At 40.5% G+C, this 18,731-nt stretch carries 18 protein-coding genes, 9 tRNA genes and 2 pseudogenes; 22 read left to right on the top strand and 7 right to left on the bottom strand.

Annotation, left to right across the window (positions count from 1 at the left end):
- The first annotated feature begins 18 nt into the window (after positions 1-18).
- The 9 genes from B7714_RS02345 to B7714_RS02305 all read left to right on the top strand — a co-directional run bounded on the left by B7714_RS02345 (position 19) and on the right by B7714_RS02305 (position 808).
- Positions 19-92: transfer RNA gene (locus B7714_RS02345), tRNA-Pro, on the top strand.
- A gap of 5 nt (positions 93-97) precedes the next feature.
- Positions 98-171, top strand: a tRNA-Met gene (locus tag B7714_RS02340).
- A gap of 13 nt (positions 172-184) precedes the next feature.
- Positions 185-258: transfer RNA gene (locus B7714_RS02335), tRNA-Ile, on the top strand.
- An 11-nt stretch (positions 259-269) separates the two neighbouring features.
- Positions 270-359, top strand: a tRNA-Ser gene (locus B7714_RS02330).
- Positions 360-370: 11 nt separating this feature from the next.
- A tRNA-Met gene (locus B7714_RS02325) sits at positions 371-444 on the top strand.
- A 3-nt stretch (positions 445-447) separates the two neighbouring features.
- Positions 448-520, top strand: a tRNA-Phe gene (locus B7714_RS02320).
- 16 nt (positions 521-536) lie between these two features.
- Positions 537-607 (top strand) — tRNA-Gly (locus B7714_RS02315).
- Positions 608-640: 33 nt separating this feature from the next.
- Positions 641-714 (top strand) — tRNA-Ile (locus B7714_RS02310).
- Positions 715-720: 6 nt separating this feature from the next.
- Positions 721-808 (top strand) — tRNA-Ser (locus tag B7714_RS02305).
- Between the two features lie 77 nt (positions 809-885).
- Here B7714_RS02305 and birA read toward each other — a convergent pair.
- Entirely contained in the window at positions 886-1,821 is a 936-nt protein-coding gene (gene birA / locus B7714_RS02300; RefSeq protein WP_084859535.1) for a bifunctional biotin--[acetyl-CoA-carboxylase] ligase/biotin operon repressor BirA, read from the bottom strand.
- Positions 1,818-2,678 (bottom strand): AraC family transcriptional regulator, encoded by an 861-nt coding sequence (locus B7714_RS02295; protein WP_084859534.1) that lies wholly within the window; start codon positions 2,676-2,678, stop codon positions 1,818-1,820. The genes birA and B7714_RS02295 overlap by 4 nt, the downstream gene beginning before the upstream one ends.
- A gap of 107 nt (positions 2,679-2,785) precedes the next feature.
- On the opposite strand from B7714_RS02295, the gene B7714_RS02290 reads away from it, so the two are divergent.
- From B7714_RS02290 to B7714_RS02230, 13 genes are all read left to right on the top strand, one after another.
- Positions 2,786-4,951 (top strand): alpha-galactosidase, encoded by a 2,166-nt coding sequence (locus B7714_RS02290; protein WP_084859533.1) that lies wholly within the window; start codon positions 2,786-2,788, stop codon positions 4,949-4,951.
- A 31-nt stretch (positions 4,952-4,982) separates the two neighbouring features.
- Entirely contained in the window at positions 4,983-6,233 is a 1,251-nt protein-coding gene (locus B7714_RS02285; RefSeq protein ID WP_084859532.1) for an extracellular solute-binding protein, read from the top strand.
- Between the two features lie 18 nt (positions 6,234-6,251).
- Complete coding sequence (locus B7714_RS02280) at positions 6,252-7,124, top strand: carbohydrate ABC transporter permease (protein WP_084859531.1); 873 nt, start codon at positions 6,252-6,254, stop codon at positions 7,122-7,124.
- 16 nt (positions 7,125-7,140) lie between these two features.
- Positions 7,141-7,974, top strand: coding sequence for a carbohydrate ABC transporter permease (locus tag B7714_RS02275; protein WP_084859530.1), 834 nt, complete (start codon positions 7,141-7,143; stop codon positions 7,972-7,974).
- Positions 7,975-8,180: 206 nt separating this feature from the next.
- The gene (gene gtfA / locus B7714_RS02270) at positions 8,181-9,623 is read left to right on the top strand and encodes a sucrose phosphorylase (RefSeq protein ID WP_084859529.1); all 1,443 of its coding nucleotides are present in this window, start codon (positions 8,181-8,183) and stop codon (positions 9,621-9,623) included.
- Positions 9,624-9,755: 132 nt separating this feature from the next.
- Positions 9,756-10,949: an O-antigen ligase family protein gene (locus tag B7714_RS02265; protein WP_038805734.1), complete on the top strand. Its 1,194-nt coding sequence runs from the start codon at positions 9,756-9,758 to the stop codon at positions 10,947-10,949.
- 144 nt (positions 10,950-11,093) lie between these two features.
- Positions 11,094-11,537: a MarR family winged helix-turn-helix transcriptional regulator gene (locus tag B7714_RS02260; protein ID WP_000872569.1), complete on the top strand. Its 444-nt coding sequence runs from the start codon at positions 11,094-11,096 to the stop codon at positions 11,535-11,537.
- A gap of 72 nt (positions 11,538-11,609) precedes the next feature.
- Complete coding sequence (locus B7714_RS02255; RefSeq protein WP_084859528.1) at positions 11,610-12,338, top strand: ATP-binding cassette domain-containing protein; 729 nt, start codon at positions 11,610-11,612, stop codon at positions 12,336-12,338.
- Positions 12,331-13,851 carry an ABC transporter permease/substrate-binding protein gene (locus tag B7714_RS02250; RefSeq protein WP_084859527.1) on the top strand — a complete coding sequence of 507 codons (1,521 nt, stop codon included), beginning with the start codon at positions 12,331-12,333 and terminating at the stop codon, positions 13,849-13,851. The genes B7714_RS02255 and B7714_RS02250 overlap by 8 nt, the downstream gene beginning before the upstream one ends.
- A gap of 338 nt (positions 13,852-14,189) precedes the next feature.
- Positions 14,190-14,792 carry a hypothetical protein gene (locus B7714_RS02245; protein ID WP_042768773.1) on the top strand — a complete coding sequence of 201 codons (603 nt, stop codon included), beginning with the start codon at positions 14,190-14,192 and terminating at the stop codon, positions 14,790-14,792.
- A complete protein-coding gene (locus B7714_RS02240; RefSeq protein WP_000130448.1) occupies positions 14,792-15,583 on the top strand; it encodes an energy-coupling factor transporter transmembrane component T in 792 nt (263 codons plus the stop codon). Before B7714_RS02245 ends, B7714_RS02240 begins: the two co-directional genes overlap by 1 nt.
- Positions 15,559-16,395 carry an ABC transporter ATP-binding protein gene (locus B7714_RS02235; protein WP_061583729.1) on the top strand — a complete coding sequence of 279 codons (837 nt, stop codon included), beginning with the start codon at positions 15,559-15,561 and terminating at the stop codon, positions 16,393-16,395. Before B7714_RS02240 ends, B7714_RS02235 begins: the two co-directional genes overlap by 25 nt.
- A complete protein-coding gene (locus B7714_RS02230) occupies positions 16,382-17,182 on the top strand; it encodes an energy-coupling factor ABC transporter ATP-binding protein (RefSeq protein WP_000103848.1) in 801 nt (266 codons plus the stop codon). The genes B7714_RS02235 and B7714_RS02230 overlap by 14 nt, the downstream gene beginning before the upstream one ends.
- A 224-nt stretch (positions 17,183-17,406) precedes the next feature.
- Here the strand turns inward: B7714_RS02230 and B7714_RS09875 are convergent, their stop codons facing one another.
- The 5 genes and pseudogenes from B7714_RS09875 to B7714_RS09795 form a co-directional block, all read right to left on the bottom strand.
- Positions 17,407-17,568, bottom strand: a complete 162-nt coding sequence (locus B7714_RS09875; RefSeq protein ID WP_001062367.1) for a hypothetical protein — start codon at positions 17,566-17,568, stop codon at positions 17,407-17,409.
- Complete coding sequence (locus tag B7714_RS02225; protein ID WP_084859526.1) at positions 17,556-17,783, bottom strand: DNA-binding protein; 228 nt, start codon at positions 17,781-17,783, stop codon at positions 17,556-17,558. Before B7714_RS02225 ends, B7714_RS09875 begins: the two co-directional genes overlap by 13 nt.
- Before the next feature lie 12 nt (positions 17,784-17,795).
- Positions 17,796-18,032 (bottom strand): plasmid replication protein, encoded by a 237-nt coding sequence (locus tag B7714_RS02220; protein ID WP_084849265.1) that lies wholly within the window; start codon positions 18,030-18,032, stop codon positions 17,796-17,798.
- Positions 18,025-18,366 (bottom strand): annotated as a pseudogene (locus B7714_RS09920) (DNA replication protein); the annotation flags it as partial. The gene B7714_RS02220 and the pseudogene B7714_RS09920, both read right to left, overlap by 8 nt.
- A gap of 3 nt (positions 18,367-18,369) precedes the next feature.
- Positions 18,370-18,693: pseudogene (locus B7714_RS09795) on the bottom strand (IS6 family transposase); the annotation flags it as partial.
- Between the last annotated feature and the right edge of the window lie 38 nt (positions 18,694-18,731).

The raw sequence follows: 18,731 nt of genomic DNA, 5'->3' as shown, positions 1-18,731 counted from the left end.
GCATTTTTTTATTTAACGCGGGAAGTAGCTCAGCTTGGTAGAGTACTTGGTTTGGGACCAAGGTGTCGCAGGTTCGAATCCTGTCTTCCCGATTTATGGCGGTGTAGCTCAGCTGGCTAGAGCGTCCGGTTCATACCCGGGAGGTCGGGGGTTCGATCCCCTTCGCCGCTATATTGATCTTGTTGGACCTTTAGCTCAGCTGGTTAGAGCTCTCGGCTCATAACCGAGTGGTCGTAGGTTCAAGTCCTACAAGGTCCATTGTAAATAATGGAGGATTACCCAAGTCCGGCTGAAGGGAACGGTCTTGAAAACCGTCAGGCGTGTAAAAGCGTGCGTGGGTTCGAATCCCACATCCTCCTTTTTATATTAACGCGGGATGGAGCAGCTCGGTAGCTCGTCGGGCTCATAACCCGAAGGTCGTAGGTTCAAATCCTGCTCCCGCAATTTGGCTCGGTAGCTCAGTTGGTAGAGCAATGGATTGAAGCTCCATGTGTCGGCGGTTCGATTCCGTCTCGCGCCATATTTTGTTTTATTAAGCGGGTGTAGTTTAGTGGTAAAACTACAGCCTTCCAAGCTGTTGTCGCGAGTTCGATTCTCGTCACCCGCTTTGAACGAAAGTTCATACCAAGTTTTTGAACTTGGGCGCGTAGCTCAGGTGGTTAGAGCGCACGCCTGATAAGCGTGAGGTCGGTGGTTCGAGTCCACTCGTGCCCATTAATAGGAGAATTACTCAAGAGGCTGAAGAGGACGGTTTGCTAAATCGTTAGGTCGGGTAACCGGCGCGGGGGTTCGAATCCCCCATTCTCCGTACGTAAAGGGAGCTTCCAGGCTCTTTTTTTTGTATGTAAATCCCCCTTCTAGATCGTTAAAAGGGGGATTTGTTTATTACCAATTTGTTAGTGATATTTCTCCGCTATTTAGCCAGATAGTACGTTTGTTTGCAAGTTCGACTTGTAGTTGACCAGATTCTGAGATTTCTTTTGCAAGTCCTTTTTTAAGTTTTCCATCTAGCTGGAAGGTAACTTCTTTTCCAAGAACTAATGATCTTTCTTTATAGATATAAAGTAGCTCATCTGGATCCGTATTGTAGAAACAATTCCATATTTCGCTGATGAGCTCATTACGACTAATTGGTGCAGGTGGCATAAATAGGCTACCTGCTTTTTCTTTTAGGTCATCTGGAAAGTCTGCTATAGAAAAATTTATACCAAGTCCGATAATGACATCTGTAACCAAGCCTGTCTCAACTGATGTCATTGCTTCGGTGAGGATACCGGCTATCTTTTTATTTTTTAAGTAGATGTCATTTACCCATTTGATATCTACTTCTATCATAGTTAGATTTTTAATGGCTTTGTAGGTTGCAGCAGCTACAAGGAGGGTATAGGAAGGGAGTTTTTCATAGGGAAGGTTTGGTTGAATATGCAGAGACATATAAATCCCGCCCTGAGATGGAGAATAGTAGGGGCGCTGAAAGCGGCCACGACCTGCTGTTTGACAGGTTGAAAGATAGAGTGTGTTTCCTTGGTTTCCAGCCTCAATCCCTTCTTTTGCATCTGTTTGTGTTGATTTTGTCTCAGGTTTGTAGCGAATGGTTAAGTTGGTGTTCTCTTGAATCAAATCAGGCAATATCAGATCGCCTTGAATAAGCTTGTATCCTCTATTTTTGACACTGTCAATTTCTAGGCCTTCTTGTTGAAGACGTTGGATCGCTTTCCATATGGATGTACGGCTTAAATTCAGTTCTTCTCCGATTTTTTCTCCGCTAACATAATCGTTTTCTCTAGCTAATATTTGGTAAACTAGTTGGTGTGATTTCATTGATTTTCCTTTCTAGCTAAGAGGGAGTGAGAGTATTCATTTCGAGTTTGACTAGGTGTTTTATGAAAAAACTGTTTGTAGGCTTTTGAGAAATGTAGTGGATCAGAAAAACCCACAGAATATGCAATGACTTTGATCGTTTCATTGGTGTGTTCTAGTAACTGTTGAGCACGCTTCATTCGAACGAAAAGTAAATACTCTTTTGGAGAGAGTTGGTGAAATTCTTTAAACACACTAGTTAAGTAACTTCTATGAACCGATAGCTCTTTTGCTAAATCTTGAATTGTGAGTGTTTGAGGGTAGTGACTATCAATTAATCGTTTGCAGTCAAGATAGAGCTGGTGGGTTGATGAAATATTCTCTCTTTTCTTATTGGGAGCAATAGTTCCTAGATGAAACATTAGTTCATGGAGTTGTCCCATGATGTGGAGTTGAGCCAATTCATTTGATTTTGTAATCTGAGCGAAGCGGACAATATCTGAGATGAGTTTTGCAGTTGTCTGGGTATGACAGTACTCTGATTGAATTAAGTAGGATTGATCAGAAATTTGAGATAGAGCAAAGTAGTCAGGTGCCCTCCCTCCGGAGATCCCCAACCAGTAGTAAGCCCAAGGATCCTGGTTATCTGCTTGATAGAATGTTAATTCATCTGGTTTTAGTAAAAAGAAATCTCCTGCCTTTAAATCAACAATTTTCCCCTTATAATGGAATTGACCTTTTCCTTTAGTAATGTAATGGAGTACATAGGTATCTCGAATAGCTGGGCCAAAAGAGTAGTTAGGCGTGCATTCTTCATAACCGTAAAAGCTAAGAGAAAGGTCAATTGTTCCAGTCTGGTATTCTGAAAAAACGAGCATGGGTCACCTCCTACCTAACATTTTACCATACTTTAGAGACATTTTTCTATTTTAGAAAGCGCTTTTATTTGCTAAAATTTTATCAGGAAATCGATGAGGTACAATTTATGGGAATTCGGATAGAGAATAATCTATTTTACGTTGAGAGTAAAAGTTTAAGTTTGATTATTGAAAATAGGGATGGGTTCTTATTATTAAAACATTTAGGAAAGACTATTAAGAACTATAGAGGGGCTAATAGTGTTTACGAACGCGATCATGCTTTTTCAGGTAATCCAACAGCTACTAATCGAACCTTTAGTTTGGATACGCAACGTCAGATTTTTGGACAACATGGTTTGGGTGACTTTAGAAAACCAACTTTACAGGTTCAACATGATGCAACTGAAGTAACAGACTTTCGATTTGTAGAAGCAAAGATTTTAAAAGGTCAGAATGGTCCACAGGGCTTACCTTCTCCTCACAGCATGGATGATACAGAGACTCTTGTCTTGATTTTAAAAGATCCTCAAGCTAAACTTAGTCTGACTTTGTATTATACAGCTTTTGATAATGATGCGACAATTGCTAGTTATAGCAAATTGGAAAATAATAGCAATCAGGAAGTAGTCATTCATAAGGACTTTTCTTTCATGGCTGATTTTCCTGCTGCAGCTTATGAAATGGTGACTTTACAGGGAGCTTATGCTCGTGAAAAGACTGTTCGACGTCAACAGGTAGAACAAGGAATCTTTTCGATTAGTTCGAACCGTGGAGCTTCTGGGCATGCTCAAATACCAGCTCTTCTACTATGTGATCAAGGAGCCACCGAGGATGCTGGGAATGTGTTTGCTTTGCAACTACTGTACAGTGGAAACTTCGAAGCTTTTGTCCAAAAAAATCAACTGAATGAAGTTCGGGTGGCGATTGGGATTAATCCGGAAAACTTTTCTTGGAAGTTAAATCCTAAGGAAAACTTTGAAACACCGGTAGCTTTAGTGACCTATTCAGATAAGGGATTAACCAGTATCAGTCATGAAAGTCAGAATTTTGTACTTGAGCACATTATGCCAAGTAAATTTTCTAAAAAAGAACGCCCAATTCTTATCAATAACTGGGAAGCTACTTACTTTGACTTTCAGAGAGAAAAACTGTTAGAATTAGCTGATGAAGCTAAGAAAGTTGGAATAGAACTTTTTGTATTAGATGATGGGTGGTTTGGCAATCGCTTTGATGATAATCGTGCATTAGGTGATTGGAGTGTTAATGAGAAAAAACTGGGTGGAAGCCTAGAAAGTCTGATTTCAGCTATCCATGAAAGAGGTTTGCAGTTTGGTCTTTGGTTAGAACCTGAGATGGTTTCTGTTGATAGCGACTTGTATCGCAAACATCCTGACTGGGCCATTCAGGTTCCAGGATATGAGCATACTTACTCTCGGAATCAATTAGTACTTAATCTTGCCAATCCTCAGGTAGTAGAATATCTGAAAAATGTTTTAGATGAACTCCTCTCTCATCATAAGATTGACTACATCAAATGGGATATGAACCGCAATATCACTAACCTAGGAAATGGCTTAACTTATCTAGAGACACAGATGCAATCTCATCAGTACATGCTGGGGCTTTACGAACTTGTTTCTTATCTGACAGAGAAACACAGCCATATTCTCTTTGAGTCCTGCTCTGGTGGTGGTGGACGAAATGATCTTGGTATGATGCGTTATTTCCCACAAGTCTGGGCTAGTGATAATACTGATGCTATTGCACGTTTACCAATTCAGTACGGTTCATCCTATCTCTATCCAACCATTTCTATGGGGGCTCATGTGTCAGCAGTACCAAATCATCAGATGGGACGAATGACACCATTGGAAACTCGTGGTCATGTGGCAATGATGGGAAATCTGGGCTATGAGCTTGATTTGACAAATTTATCAGATGAAGAGAAGTCTGAGATCGCTAATCAGGTGAACTTGTATAAAGAATTGCGACCAGTAGTCCAGTTGGGAAACCAGTATAGGTTAATCAATCCCAATGCTGAATCCAATGAAGTAGCTGTACAATTTAACTATGGAAATCAAACGATTGTAAGCTACGTCCGAGTCCTATCAGTTGTGGAAACAATGGAAACCACCTTAAAACTGAAAGACTTAGAGGTGGAAAGGCTTTATGAACTGGAAGGGACAAACATTGTTTACTCGGGTGCAGAGCTCATGTATGCAGGTTTAACTGTTACCTTATCCCAAGGAGATTTTTTGAGTAGACAGTATAAATTCAAAAGACTATACTAAAAGCGTATAAATTTATTAAGGAGGCATTCCAATGAAATGGTATAAGAAAGCAAGTTTTCTTTTAGTAGCTGGGGTAAGTTTACTAGGTCTAGTGGCTTGTGGTCAGAATAATCAATCAGCTGATGGTAAGGTAACGATTGAGTTTTTTAACCAGAAGACCGAGATGGCAGACACCTTGCAAAGGATAGTGGATGATTTTGAAAAGGAACACCCTAATATTGATGTGAAGTTGACGACTGTTCCGGCAGCTGGAATTGTTCTGAAGACTCGGATTTTATCAGGAGATGTTCCAGATATTATTAATATCTATCCTCAAAATATGGATTTTCAGGAGTGGGCGAAGGCAGGCTATTTTGCAGATATGACAGGGAAATCCTATCTTGAGAACATCAAGAACGACTATGCCGAAAAGTATGCAATTAATAACAAGGTTTATAGTGTGCCCTTAACAGCCAACCTTTATGGAATCTATTACAATAAAACGAAGTTTAAAGAATTAGGACTTGAGGAACCGAAGACTTTTAAAGAGTTTCAAGAGATTGTTAAAAAAATAAAAGATAGTGGGAATTCTCCATTTGCGGTTGCAGGCAATGAAGGCTGGACATTAAATGGTTACCACCAACTTTCTCTCATTACTATTACAGGCAGTGGAGACGCAGCTAATAACTATCTTCGCTTTTCAAAACCAAATGCTATTTCTGCTGATGATGCTATTTTAAAAGCAGATGCGGAACGACTCGATTTATTGGCAGATAATGCTCAAGATGGTTGGCGTGGTGCCTCTTATAATGATGCGGTGGTAGCATTTTCGAGTGGAAAAGCCTTGATGATGCCACAAGGATCATGGGCATTAGCCGCAATTAATCAACAGGATCCAAAATTTGAGGTGGGGATGTTTGCCTTTCCTGGAGAAGAAGTAGGAAAAGAAGTCACTGTTGGGGCAGGGGATATGGCATTATCAACTTCAGCTACTACCAAACACACTAAGGAAACCGAAGAATTTATCAGCTATATGACTAGTCCAAAAGCTATGCAGTCATATTATGATGTAGATGGATCACCAGTTGCTGTAAAAGGCATACAAGAAAAAGAAGATTCAGCACTTGCAGAGATTTCTAAGCTGGCATTTACGGACAAACATTATGTTTGGTTAGGCCAACACTGGAATTCTGAAGAAGACTTTTTTAATCTAAGTGCAGGTTACTTGATGGATAAAAATCTGAAAAATATGGCAAACAATCTCAATGCTTTCTTTAATCCAATGAAGGCAGATTTGGACTAGAATAGGAGTTAAGATGATATGGCTATTCGAAAATTTTTAAATAAATACTGGGGTTGGACTTTTTTGCTCATCCCGCTTGCATTACAAGCTATCTTCTTTTACTTTCCAATGGTACAAGGTGCTTTCTATAGTTTGACCAACTGGACTGGATTGACCTATAATTATAAATTTGTTGGTTTGAATAACTACAAATTGCTGATGATTGATGGGAAATTCTTCACAGCTATATCCTTTACTTTGATTTTAACTCTGGCATTGATTATTGGAGAGATTACGATTGGGATGGTTGTGGCTCGAGCCTTGAATTCTAAGATGAAAGGGCAGACCTTCTTTAGAGCTTGGTTCTTTTTCCCGGCTGTTTTATCTGGTTTGACAGTTTCCTTGATTTTTAAACAATTTTTCAACTATGGTCTTCCAACGATTGGAAGAATTTTAGGGATTGGTTTTTTACAAGAGAGTCTATTAGGGACACCTGTCGGAGCGGTAGTGGCAACTATTTTTGTTCTTCTATGGCAAGGAGTAGCAATGCCAATTATTCTCTTTCTTGCTGGTCTTCAGAGTATTCCAAGTGATATTTTGGAGGCGGCATCAATTGATGGTGCAACAAGCAAACAAACTTTTTGGAAGATTGAATTACCCTATTTGCTGCCAACGATTTCTATGGTTTTTATCCTAGCTCTTAAGTCCGGTTTGACGGCCTTTGACCAGATTTTTGCCTTGACGAGTGGTGGTCCAAATAATGCTACAACGTCTCTTGGACTTTTAGTCTATAACTATGCTTTCAAGAGTAATCAATATGGATATGCGAATGCAATTGCCTTGATTTTATTCTTAATTATTGGAATTGTTTCTCTTATCCAAATCAAGCTATCAAAGAAATTTGAAATCTAATAGAGGAGTCCTACACATGAAAAAAGAAGAAAAATTGAATCAGTTTTGGAAATATGTCCTCTTGATAGTCGGTGGTATCCTTATACTTGTTCCTTTATTGGTAACAGTATTTAGTTCTTTCAAAATAACTAAGGATATCATGAATCATTTCTTTAGTTTGCCCAATCCTTTTACCTTAAGTAATTATGAACGCTTGATTTCGGATGGAATTGGAGGCTATTTCTGGAATTCAGCTGTTATTACGGTGTTATCATTGATTGTAGTAGCTTTCTTTATACCAGCTGCAGCTTATTCCATTGCTCGAAATATGTCCAAGAAAAAAGCCTTTGCAATTATGTATTCGCTCTTTATTTTAGGGATATTTGTTCCATTTCAGGTGATTATGATTCCCATCACAGTTATGATGAGTAAACTCGGTCTAGCAAATATGTGGGGGTTGGTAATACTCTATCTAACTTATGCAATTCCACAGACTCTCTTCTTGTATGTTGGTTATATTAAAATCAGTATACCAGATAGTTTAGATGAAGCTGCAGAAATTGATGGGGCTGATCGTTTTATAACTTATCGTCGAATTATTTTTCCAATGTTGAAGCCCATGCATGCGACAACTTTGATTATCAATGCTCTCTGGTTCTGGAATGACTTTATGCTGCCACTCTTGATTCTGAATAAGGATTCCAAGATGTGGACTTTACCTCTCTTCCAATACAACTACCAAGGTCAGTACTTCAATGACTATGGTCCAAGCTTTGCATCCTATATTGTGGGAATTGTAACGATAACCATTGTCTACCTCATCTTCCAAAAACATATCATTTCAGGAATGAGTAACGGGGCAGTGAAGTAAGAAAGTGCTTAGGGAATTTATAATTCCATACATAAACGAACGGTTTAGCTTGTTGACAATTCTATGTAGAAAACAAGAAAGTAGTGCTTAATTGCTTGCAGTCTATATTAGTACGAGTTTGATGATAAACAGAGATTTAAAATGAATTTGATTTACGAAGCCAGGTCATATAAGACTTGGCTTTCATCAGAAAAAGGAGACCATCTATGACCATTCAAAATAAAACTATGTTGATTACTTACTCAGATAGTCTTGGAAATAATCTTAAAGACTTATATGAGAATTTGGAAGAGCATTTTGGTGATGCTATTGGAGGAGTTCACCTTCTACCATTTTTCCCATCAACAGGTGATCGTGGATTTGCGCCAATTGACTATGATGAAGTGGATTCAGCTTTTGGTGATTGGGAGGACGTTAAGCGTTTAGGTGAGAAATATTATCTTATGTTTGACTTTATGATTAATCATATTTCTCGTCAATCCAAGTATTATAAGGACTATCAAGAAAAACATGAAGCCAGTGAATTTAAAGATCTCTTTTTAAACTGGGATAAGTTTTGGCCAGAGAACCGTCCGACACAGTCTGACGTAGATCTAATCTACAAGCGTAAGGATCGTGCACCAAAGCAAGAGATTGTTTTTGCAGATGGTTCAGTGGAACATTTGTGGAATACCTTTGGTGAGGAGCAGATTGATCTTGATGTGACCAAAGAAGTAACGATGGCATTTATCCGTAAGACGATTCAACATCTAGCAAGTAACGGGTGTGATTTGATTCGCCTAGATGCTTTTGCTTATGCGGTGAAGAAATTGGATACCAATGATTTCTTTGTGGAACCAGATATTTGGGACTTATTGGATAAGGTCCGGGATATAGGAGCTGAATACGGTGCAGAGCTCTTACCTGAGATTCATGAACACTATTCGATTCAGTTTAAAATAGCGGATCATGATTACTATGTTTACGATTTTGCCCTTCCAATGGTGACCCTTTATACTCTTTACAGTTCCAGAACAGAGCGCTTAGCTAAGTGGTTAAAGATGAGCCCGATGAAGCAATTTACGACACTAGATACCCATGATGGGATTGGAGTGGTAGATGTCAAGGATATCCTGACCGATGAGGAAATTGACTATGCTTCAAATGAGCTCTATAAGGTTGGAGCGAATGTCAAACGTAAGTACTCTAGTGCAGAGTATAACAATCTAGATATCTACCAAATCAATTCAACCTACTATTCTGCACTTGGAGATGATGATGTCAAGTACTTCCTCGCTCGTTTGATTCAAGCTTTTGCGCCAGGCATTCCTCAGGTTTACTATGTGGGTCTATTAGCAGGAAAAAATGACTTGAAATTATTAGAAGAAACCAAAGAAGGTCGAAATATTAATCGTCATTACTATAGCAATGAGGAAATAGCAGAAGAAGTTCAACGTCCTGTGGTGAAGTCCCTTCTCAATCTATTTTCTTTCCGTAATCGGTCAGAGGCCTTTGACCTAGAAGGGACTATTGACATTGAAACACCAACAGCTCACAGCATTGTAATCAAACGTCAAAATAAAGACAAGTCCGTAACAGCAGTAGCAGAAATTGATTTGCAAAGTCAGACCTATCAAGTAGTGGAAAACGGTAGAAACATTCAGTTCTAGTGCCATATTAATGAAAGATTTTTTTTGTGGCGAAAACGTGTTCATTGTTCCCAAATGACGGAAAAAATGGTAGAATATAAAGATAGTTTAGCATTTATCTTCTGGAGAAATCCAGAACAGAAAGGATCCGTTTTGAAATCAATTGGATTACTGGATAAGATAAGAGGGCTTTCGAAAAAAGATTTCTTTTTGTATCTGATGATCATGAGTATCTTTTTACCTTTTTATTTGTTCTTATCACTCTTTGCTTTATATTTGATAGGTTTACTTGTTACTGGGGAGATGAAGGGAATTATCAAAGGATTAGCCAAACATCCTGTACTTCTCTTTTTTATTGCCTACAGTAGTGTCATTTCCATCGTCGCCAAGAACTGGCTTGGTCTAGCAGCATCTTTCCTGATGCTCCTATTTCTTATTTTCTTTAGTTTTTACCAGAAGCGTCTGACGCATGCTTTCTTTCGACTGATACTCCAGACGGTTTTGTTTGGTAGTGTTGTCTCTGCCGCTTTTGCTACTTTGGAGCATTTCCAAATTGTAAAGAAATTTAACTATGCCTTTCTTTCACCAAATATGCAAGTATGGCACCAAAACCGTGCAGAGGTCACCTTCTTTAATCCTAACTACTATGGGATCATTTGTTGCTTCTGTATCATGATTGCCTTTTATCTCTTTACAACGACGAAGCTAAGATGGTTGAAAGTCTTTTGTGTGCTAGCAGGTTTTGTAAATCTTTTTGGTTTAAATTTCACGCAAAATAGAACAGCCTTTCCTGCTATTATCGCTGGAGCCATCATTTATCTCTTTACGACCATTAAAAACTGGAAGGCCTTTTGGCTTAGTATTGGGGTCTTTGCGATTGGCTTGAGTTTCCTTTTTTCTAGTGATTTGGGAGTTCGGATGGGAACTTTAGATTCTTCTATGGAAGAACGCATTTCTATCTGGGATGCTGGGATGGCCTTGTTTAAGCAAAATCCTTTTTGGGGGGAGGGGCCATTGACCTATATGCACTCTTATCCTCGGATAAATGCTCCTTATCATGAACATGCTCACAGCCTTTATATTGATACGATTCTGAGTTACGGAATTGTGGGAACCATTTTATTAGCTTTGTCTTCTGTTGCTCCTGTTCGTTTGATGATGGATATGAGTCAGGAGTCGGGGAAACGTCCAATTATCGGTCTTTATCTATCTTTCCTTACAGTGGTTGCTGTGCATGGAATCTTTGACTTGGCCCTTTTCTGGATTCAGTCAGGTTTCATTTTCTTGTTAGTTATGTGCAGTATTCCATTGGAGCGTCGAACTTTGGTATCAGACATGACGGATTAAGTTTATAAGATTGAAATCTTCTACCTTGAGTAGGAGATTTTTTACTGAGAAAAATTAGTTCTAAGTCGAAATAGTTGACAATTGGAATAATAAGTATTATAATATTTTTTATTCGTATCGATATAGAAATAAATTGGAGGTTTCATGAAATATTGTCATTTGGTAGCCCATCATATTCGTTTGTTGAATGGGCGGATTTTTCAAAAGTTACTGAGACAAGACCCTGACTCTCTTTATCGGAGTGAGCAGGGAAAGATTTTAGCGGTTTTATGGAATAGTAAGACGGGCTGTGCAACTGCGACAGATATTGCGCTTGCGACTGGGCTTGCTAATAATACGTTGACGACTATGATAAAAAAGTTAGAGGAGCAAAATCTTATAACTGTCAGTCCGTGTGGAGAAGATAAGCGTAAGAAGTATTTAGTTTTAACAGAGTTGGGCAAGTCCCAGAAAGAAGTTGGGCAACGTGTCAGTCAGAGATTGGATACTATCTGTTACAAAGGATTTTCAGAGGAAGAAATTCGTCAGTTTGAAGGTTTTCAAGAAAGAATTTTGGCTAATCTGAAAGAGAAGGAAAATGAGGTTTAGAGTGGGGTAAATTAGTTATTAAAAGGTTGGTAACTTGACCAACCGAGGAAAATTTTAAATTGAGGACAAAGAATGATTGAATACAAAAATGTAGCGCTACGCTATACAGAAAAAGATGTTTTGAGAGATGTCAATTTACAGATTGAGAATGGGGAGTTCATGGTTTTAGTTGGGCCTTCTGGGTCTGGTAAGACGACCATGATCAAGATGATTAACCGTCTTTTGGAACCAACTGATGGAAATATATACATGGATGGTAAGCGCATCAAAGACTATGATGAGCGTGAGCTTCGTCTTTCTACTGGTTATGTTTTACAGGCCATTGCTCTCTTTCCCAATCTAACGGTTGCGGAAAATATTGCCCTCATTCCGGAGATGAAGGGCTGGACTAAGGAAGACATTGCGAAGAAAACAGAAGAGCTTTTGGCTAAAGTTGGTTTACCAGTGGCTGAGTATGGGCATCGTTTACCTAATGAATTATCTGGTGGAGAACAGCAACGGGTCGGTATTGTTCGTGCTATGATTGGTCAGCCTAAGATTCTCCTCATGGATGAGCCCTTTTCAGCCTTGGATGCTATTTCGAGAAAACAGTTGCAGGTTCTGACGAAAGAATTGCATAAAGAGTTTGGAATGACAACGATTTTTGTGACCCATGATACGGATGAAGCTTTGAAATTGGCGGACCGTATTGCTGTCTTGCAGGACGGAGAGATTTGTCAGGTGGCGAATCCCGAGACCATTTTAAAGGCTCCTGCAACAGACTTTGTAGCAGACTTGTTTGGAGGTAGTGTTCATGACTAATTTGATATCAACTTTTCAGGAGCGTTTTAGTGATTGGGTAACAGCTCTATCTCAACATTTGCAGTTGTCACTTTTGACCTTGTTACTAGCTATTTTTATTGCTATTCCCTTGGCTGTTTATCTTCGCTATCATGAGAAGTTGGCGGACTGGGTCTTGCAGATTGCAGGAATTTTCCAGACTATCCCGTCTCTGGCCTTGTTGGGACTCTTTATCCCCTTGATGGGAATTGGAACCTTGCCTGCTTTGACGGCTCTAGTGATTTATGCGATTTTCCCAATTTTGCAAAATACCATCACTGGGCTAAAGGGAATTGATCCAAGTCTGCAAGAGGCTGGGATTGCCTTTGGGATGACCAGGTGGGAGCGTCTCAAGAAGTTTGAAATTCCACTTGCCATGCCTGTCATAATGTCTGGTATTCGGACGGCAGCGGTTTTGATTATTGGTACGGCGACCTTGGCAGCCTTGATTGGGGCAGGGGGACTGGGTTCTTTTATCCTTTTGGGAATTGATCGTAATAATACTAGTCTGATTTTGATTGGGGCCCTTTCTTCAGCAGTACTGGCTATTGCCTTTAACTTCCTGCTAAAAGTGATGGAAAAAGCAAAATTGCGGACGATTTTCTCTGGTTTTGCCTTGGTGACCATATTACTCGGTCTGTCTTATAGTCCAGCTCTATTAGCTCAAAAAGAGAAAGAAAACTTGGTGATTGCTGGGAAATTGGGACCGGAACCAGAAATTTTGGCCAATATGTATAAACTCCTCATTGAAGAAAATACCAGTATGACTGCGACTGTTAAACCGAATTTTGGGAAAACAAGCTTCCTCTATGAAGCTCTGAAAAAAGGGGATATTGATATCTATCCTGAATTTACTGGTACGGTGACTGAAAGTTTGCTTCAACCAGCACCTAAAGTAGGTCATGAACCAGAGCAGGTTTATCAAGTGGCGCGTGATGGCATTGCCAAACAGGATCATCTGGCTTATCTCAAACCTATGTCTTATCAAAACACATACGCTGTAGCTGTTCCGAAAAAGATTGCTCAAGAATATGGCTTGAAGACCATTTCGGACTTGAAAAAAGTGGAAGGACAGTTGAAAGCAGGCTTTACTCTTGAGTTTAATGACCGTGAAGATGGCAATAAGGGCTTGCAGTCTCTCTACGGACTCAATCTCAACGTAGCGACCATGGAGCCAGCTCTTCGCTATCAGGCAATTCAGTCAGGCGATATTCAAATTACGGATGCCTATTCGACAGATGCAGAATTGGCGCGTTATGATTTACAGGTCTTGGAAGATGACAAGCAACTCTTCCCACCTTATCAAGGAGCTCCACTAATGAAAGAAGCTCTTCTCAAGAAACATCCTGAGTTGGAGACAGTTCTCAATAAATTGGCTGGTAAAATTACTGAAAGCCAGATGAGCCAGCTCAACTACCAAGTCGGTGTTGAAGGCAAGTCAGCAGAACAAGTAGCCAAAGAATTTCTACAAGAACAAGGATTGTTGAAGAAATAGATTGAAAATGTCAAACTCAACTTCTTTAAATGACCATATAGAAAACTGCTCAGACAATGTTGTCTGGGCTTTTTGGGTGTCAGAATTAATGATTTTCATTTTTAAATGGAAAATAAGAGGAAATTTTTAGGATTTTCTAAAATTTTACTGTAAATACACTTGACTATTCAGAAATTAGGTGTATAATGTGTTGTGAACTACTTAACAAATAAAGATTTCCAGCTCATGTCGACTAAGGATGGAAATCTTGTGTATAGACAGTTCGGTAGATATATAATAGAGCGTTGCGTCCGAAAGTCTATCCAGACACGGCTCTTTAAAAACAAAAGGAGAAGATTATGAAAACAGAACCGATTCATCGTACCAGTATGTGGAAATTTAAGTTAAGTGCTGCCACCATGACTTTGATTCCCGCTGCCGTGGGGATTAACTATGTTGCCAAAGCCTTGGCGGAGGGGTTAAAGTTGCCCGTTTGGCTGGGGTCTTTGGGAACCTTTCTTACCAGCATGTTGGCTGGGCCGGTTGCCGGTGCCATTAGTGGTTTCATCAACAACGTGATCTATGGGCTGACCTTATCGCCAATTTCAACCGTGTATGCGATTACCAGCATCGGGATTGGGATTGCTGTCGGAGTTTTGCACGCCAATGGGTGGTTCTCGTCAGCGCGACGAGTATTTGTTTCTGCTATTATTATTGCCATCGTTTCAGCTGTCATTTCAACGCCGCTCAACGTCATCTTTTGGGGTGGTCAGACCGGTATCGCTTGGGGTGACTCATTGTTTGCGGTAATGGTCGCCAATCATGTACCAGTGTGGCTGGCCTCATTTACCGATGAGTTTGTCTTGGATATTTTGGATAAAGTCTGCGTGGCCTACCTGGCATTCTTCATCTATCGTCAGCTGCCGAAGCGGATGGTGCACTTCTTTAGCGATGATAAATGATGACTGATAAAACATTGATTTCTGGAGCGCCACGGGTCAAGCTCAAGTGGTACCAGGTGATCGATCCGATTACTAAGCTCTTGTTCATCTTGGACATGACGTTGTTGAGCTTTGCCAGTATGAATTTATTGCTTCAGGCCGGATTAATTCTTGTCGCAACTCTGCTATTGTTATTTTCCAAATTGAGTTCTACCACCTTTAAGGCGCTGGGATTCAGCCTGTTTCTGATTTGCACCATGCTGATCATCCAAGGGTTATTTTACAGTCGGAATCAAACTGTGCTGTTTTCTGTGCTTGGGGTGTCGTTCTACAAAGAAGGCCTGATTTACGCCACCACTCTGGGTTGTCGAGTATTGGTGATTATTTTGACCAGTGGCTTTTTTATGGTGACCACGAGTATTTCAGAAAACGCGGCCTATTTGGAACTGTCCGGATTGTCTTATAAAACCGTCTACGTTCTGATGTCGGTGTGTTATATTTTGCCGGAAATGATGCGCAATATGCGGAAAATCCAGCAGGCACAAAAAGTTCGCGGAACCAATCCGCAAAAAACGTTGATTCAGAAATTAAAGTCAGTCCTGCCGGTTCTAATTCCATTGGTGATTAAGACCTTGGATCAATCGATGACGCGGTCGATTTCTCTCCAACTGAGAGGTTTTGATAATCTCAACCGGACTGTCAGAACCTCCCAGCGCGTGTATCGCCTGTCGCGGACGCTGCACATTGGTCTGACTGGATTGGCAATTTTATTGATTGGGTGGAAGATATGGACGAAGATAAACGGATTGTAATTGAAAATTTGACCACCCGTTATCCGGGTACTGAGCAACCACAACTGCGTCAGATTAACGCGGAGGTTCATACCGGCCAGGTGGTTGGGATTATCGGGAATAGCCACTCCGGCAAATCGACTTTGTGCCGTGTGCTGGCAGGGGTCATTCCCAAAATTGTGTCTGCTGAGATTGAGGGCGATTGGCACATGTTTGGCCAGCGAGTGTCTGACAATTGGCCCGTTTATAATGCCATGAATGGGGTTGTACTGCAAAATCCAGCTGGCCAACTAAGCGGGTTGGCAGACACGGTTGCCGATGAAATCGCCTTTGACTTGATTAATCAGGGAATGGCTGAAGGACTGATTCAAAAACGGGTTGAAGAAGTTGCCACGCAAATGGGGCTGATTGAACAGCTGAATTTGCGTCCCGAGAGCCTTTCCGGTGGTCAGATCCAGCGGTTGGCAATTGCCACGGCGATTGTGGCTAATCCGGCTGTTTTGATTATGGATGATCCGACCAGTGAGATGGATCCCCTTGGCCGCCGGCAATTTTTCCAATGGCTGGCCCAAGTCAAAGAGACGACTGTCTTCATTGTCACCAGTGAAATTGACGATTTGTGCGAAGTCGCCGACGTTGTGTGGGTGCTGCACGGGGGTCAAATGGTAGCCCAGGGCAGGCCGGGTGAGGTGTTTAATCATTTGGCAGCTGACTGGCAGATTCCAGCCCCGACAATCCAGCAACTTGCTCAAAAAATGGATTGGCACTTGGCTGATGGCCGGTATCCGGTGAATTACGCTGATCTGAAGGAGATTCGTTATGTCCACAATTGAACTGAGCCACCTGACGTTCACTTATCCGGAACGGTCCTTTAGCTTGGATGTTGAAGACAAACACTTCGCCGATCCGATGGTGGCGATTGTCGGCCAAAATGGTGCCGGCAAATCAACGCTCTTCAAATTGTTGACGGGTTTGCTGACACCACAAACCGGTGTGATTAAGATCGATGGAGAAAATTTTAATGATCTTAAACCAGTCGAAAAGTTACTGAAGGTTGGGATTACTTTTCAGAATCCTGACGATCAGCTTTTCAACCCGACCGTTCAACGAGAGGTGGAGTGGAATGTCGCGCAGGTCATGGATGACCACGACACGATTACGAGGCGGGCTTTAGCGGCTCTAAAAAGAGTTGGCTTGGATGATAAAACAGCTGAAAGTCCATATGACCTGTCATTGTCGGAACGCAAGCTGTTGAGCGTTGCCACAGTTTTGGCAGTGGATCCGGCGATTTATTTATTTGATGAGCCGATGATGTCGCTTGATTGGGAAAGCCGGCGCAAGTTGACCGCAATTTTCCATCAGTTGGCTGATTCGGGCCACCAAGTTGTGACCATCACCCATGACATGGATTGGGTCGCCGCCGAGTTTGAGTCGGTGTATGTTATGGAACACGGGAAGTTTGGCTTCGCCGGCAGTCCACGGGAATTGTTCAGCAATCACGAACTTGTCCAGCGAGTGGGATTACTACCACCGCGGATTATGGACATAGCGGAGTCGCTGGGTGATTCACAGACATATTTATCGGTTAATGATTATTGTCAGAAAAATCGAGATGTATAGAAAAAGTCACCTCTGCGGGTTTTCCAGGTTGAAGGATTAACTTCAGCTTCTGGCAAGAACTCACATGGGTGACTTTTGTGTTTAATAACGTTTCATGATCATCGGGTGCTTCCTCAGATCACTCGGTTTGATTTTACTTTGTTTCATGGTCATAATCATATACCATTTCTTTTGGATTTTTTGTTTGACTAATACAAAATAGGTCTTCATAGGTCTTCGCATTTTTAGCGCCCATTAGGATCATCAGTATAATTTTCTGAATTAGGAGACTGTCCCATCACTATTCGAACTTCGTCTCCCAACTTACGCTGTTCCCATTCATCCGTGAATCCTTTAAATCGCAATTCTGGAACTTTCTTTTTAACTGAATCATCTATTTTTGCCATAGTCCCCACCATTTTATTGGTTTTTCTTGTTCTTCTATCCTTTTTTGATCTTTGACTTGTTCCTGCAAATTTTCCAACTTCTCTTTAAGAGCGTTCACTTCATCTTTATATTGATTGTCTAAGTGTTTGAATTCTGTTTCCTGTGAGGGCATTTTGAGGGCTTTTAAGTTATCATTTTCCGCCTTGTATTCTTCTAGCAACTTTTTATCTTGCAAGGCTAATCGTTGTTACTGGTCTAACAAATTAGTTAGTTTTTCTATTTGTTGGTCTTTGGTATTTGATTTGCTACTACTTTCTACTTTACCAAAAATTATTTTTTCTGCTTTAGAATTTATTAGATTAGACCCATTGGAACTTTTAAGCTGTAATTCTTTTGGTAACCTTTGGTAGTGATATTGAATATTTTGTTTTGTAACACTCAACTCATCCGCCAGCTCTTTGATCGTTTTTAAGTCTTCACTCATGGTTTAAGTCCTGCCTTTTAACCGTTGGTAGATATTGTTCAATGGCTTTTTTGAGGTAGCGTGCGATATTATGCTTAGAATATTCTTCACGTCTGCTGGCAACATAAGACAAGTGGTCTTTAACACTATTTAGCCCTCTTAATTCTTTCAGTTCGTCATAGAGGGGGTAAACATGGACTTGCAATCCTGCCATGATTTTTGTATCTTACATTTCAAACGGACTTAGCAACATATTTTCTAGCAATAGTGTGGTGTACTTGCTTTTCATTGCTTCAATAGCTAGCTTATCTTCTTGATAGGCGGTATCTTCTAACTTATAGCTGTTATCGTCTGCTCGACGTTTCTTTCGTAACCAGATATCCAATGTTAAACCGTCCGCATCAATCGCTCGATAGAGATAATGCCAACGCCCCTTAATTTTGATATAGGTTTCATCCATTTTCCACGAATAGAAGGACTGTTTATTTTTCTTTTTCCAGAGATGATAGAGGATTTTACTGTATTCTTGAACCCACCGATAAATCGTAGTGTGACAAACATTTATTCCACGGTCATAAAGCAATTCCTGAACTTCACGATAGCTCAGATTGTAACGTAGGTAATAACCAACAGCGACAATGATGACGTCTTGTTGGAATTGTTTGCCTTTAAAATGATTCATCTCTCAAGCCTTACTAACCTTTTTTCTGCTCTTTGAGA

It is taken from the genome of Streptococcus oralis subsp. oralis, from assembly GCF_002096595.1.
Classification (GTDB): domain Bacteria; phylum Bacillota; class Bacilli; order Lactobacillales; family Streptococcaceae; genus Streptococcus; species Streptococcus oralis_D.
Note: the sequence above shows the minus strand (reverse complement) of the source record. Positions and strands in the feature narration are given on the sequence as shown.

What these genes read in the sequence shown, in the direction of transcription:
- B7714_RS09875 (WP_001062367.1), bottom strand. Translation starts at nt 17,568, where the DNA reads ATGGCAAAAATAGATGATTCAGTTAAAAAGAAAGTTCCAGAATTGCGA.
- B7714_RS02245 (WP_042768773.1), top strand. Translation starts at nt 14,190, where the DNA reads ATGAAAACAGAACCGATTCATCGTACCAGTATGTGGAAATTTAAGTTA.
- B7714_RS02220 (WP_084849265.1), bottom strand. Translation starts at nt 18,032, where the DNA reads ATGAGTGAAGACTTAAAAACGATCAAAGAGCTGGCGGATGAGTTGAGT.
- B7714_RS02250 (WP_084859527.1), top strand. Translation starts at nt 12,331, where the DNA reads ATGACTAATTTGATATCAACTTTTCAGGAGCGTTTTAGTGATTGGGTA.
- B7714_RS02255 (WP_084859528.1), top strand. Translation starts at nt 11,610, where the DNA reads ATGATTGAATACAAAAATGTAGCGCTACGCTATACAGAAAAAGATGTT.
- B7714_RS02285 (WP_084859532.1), top strand. Translation starts at nt 4,983, where the DNA reads ATGAAATGGTATAAGAAAGCAAGTTTTCTTTTAGTAGCTGGGGTAAGT.
- gtfA (WP_084859529.1), top strand. Translation starts at nt 8,181, where the DNA reads ATGACCATTCAAAATAAAACTATGTTGATTACTTACTCAGATAGTCTT.
- B7714_RS02260 (WP_000872569.1), top strand. Translation starts at nt 11,094, where the DNA reads ATGAAATATTGTCATTTGGTAGCCCATCATATTCGTTTGTTGAATGGG.
- B7714_RS02235 (WP_061583729.1), top strand. Translation starts at nt 15,559, where the DNA reads ATGGACGAAGATAAACGGATTGTAATTGAAAATTTGACCACCCGTTAT.
- birA (WP_084859535.1), bottom strand. Translation starts at nt 1,821, where the DNA reads ATGAAATCACACCAACTAGTTTACCAAATATTAGCTAGAGAAAACGAT.
- B7714_RS02280 (WP_084859531.1), top strand. Translation starts at nt 6,252, where the DNA reads ATGGCTATTCGAAAATTTTTAAATAAATACTGGGGTTGGACTTTTTTG.
- B7714_RS02290 (WP_084859533.1), top strand. Translation starts at nt 2,786, where the DNA reads ATGGGAATTCGGATAGAGAATAATCTATTTTACGTTGAGAGTAAAAGT.
- B7714_RS02295 (WP_084859534.1), bottom strand. Translation starts at nt 2,678, where the DNA reads ATGCTCGTTTTTTCAGAATACCAGACTGGAACAATTGACCTTTCTCTT.
- B7714_RS02275 (WP_084859530.1), top strand. Translation starts at nt 7,141, where the DNA reads ATGAAAAAAGAAGAAAAATTGAATCAGTTTTGGAAATATGTCCTCTTG.
- B7714_RS02230 (WP_000103848.1), top strand. Translation starts at nt 16,382, where the DNA reads ATGTCCACAATTGAACTGAGCCACCTGACGTTCACTTATCCGGAACGG.
- B7714_RS02240 (WP_000130448.1), top strand. Translation starts at nt 14,792, where the DNA reads ATGACTGATAAAACATTGATTTCTGGAGCGCCACGGGTCAAGCTCAAG.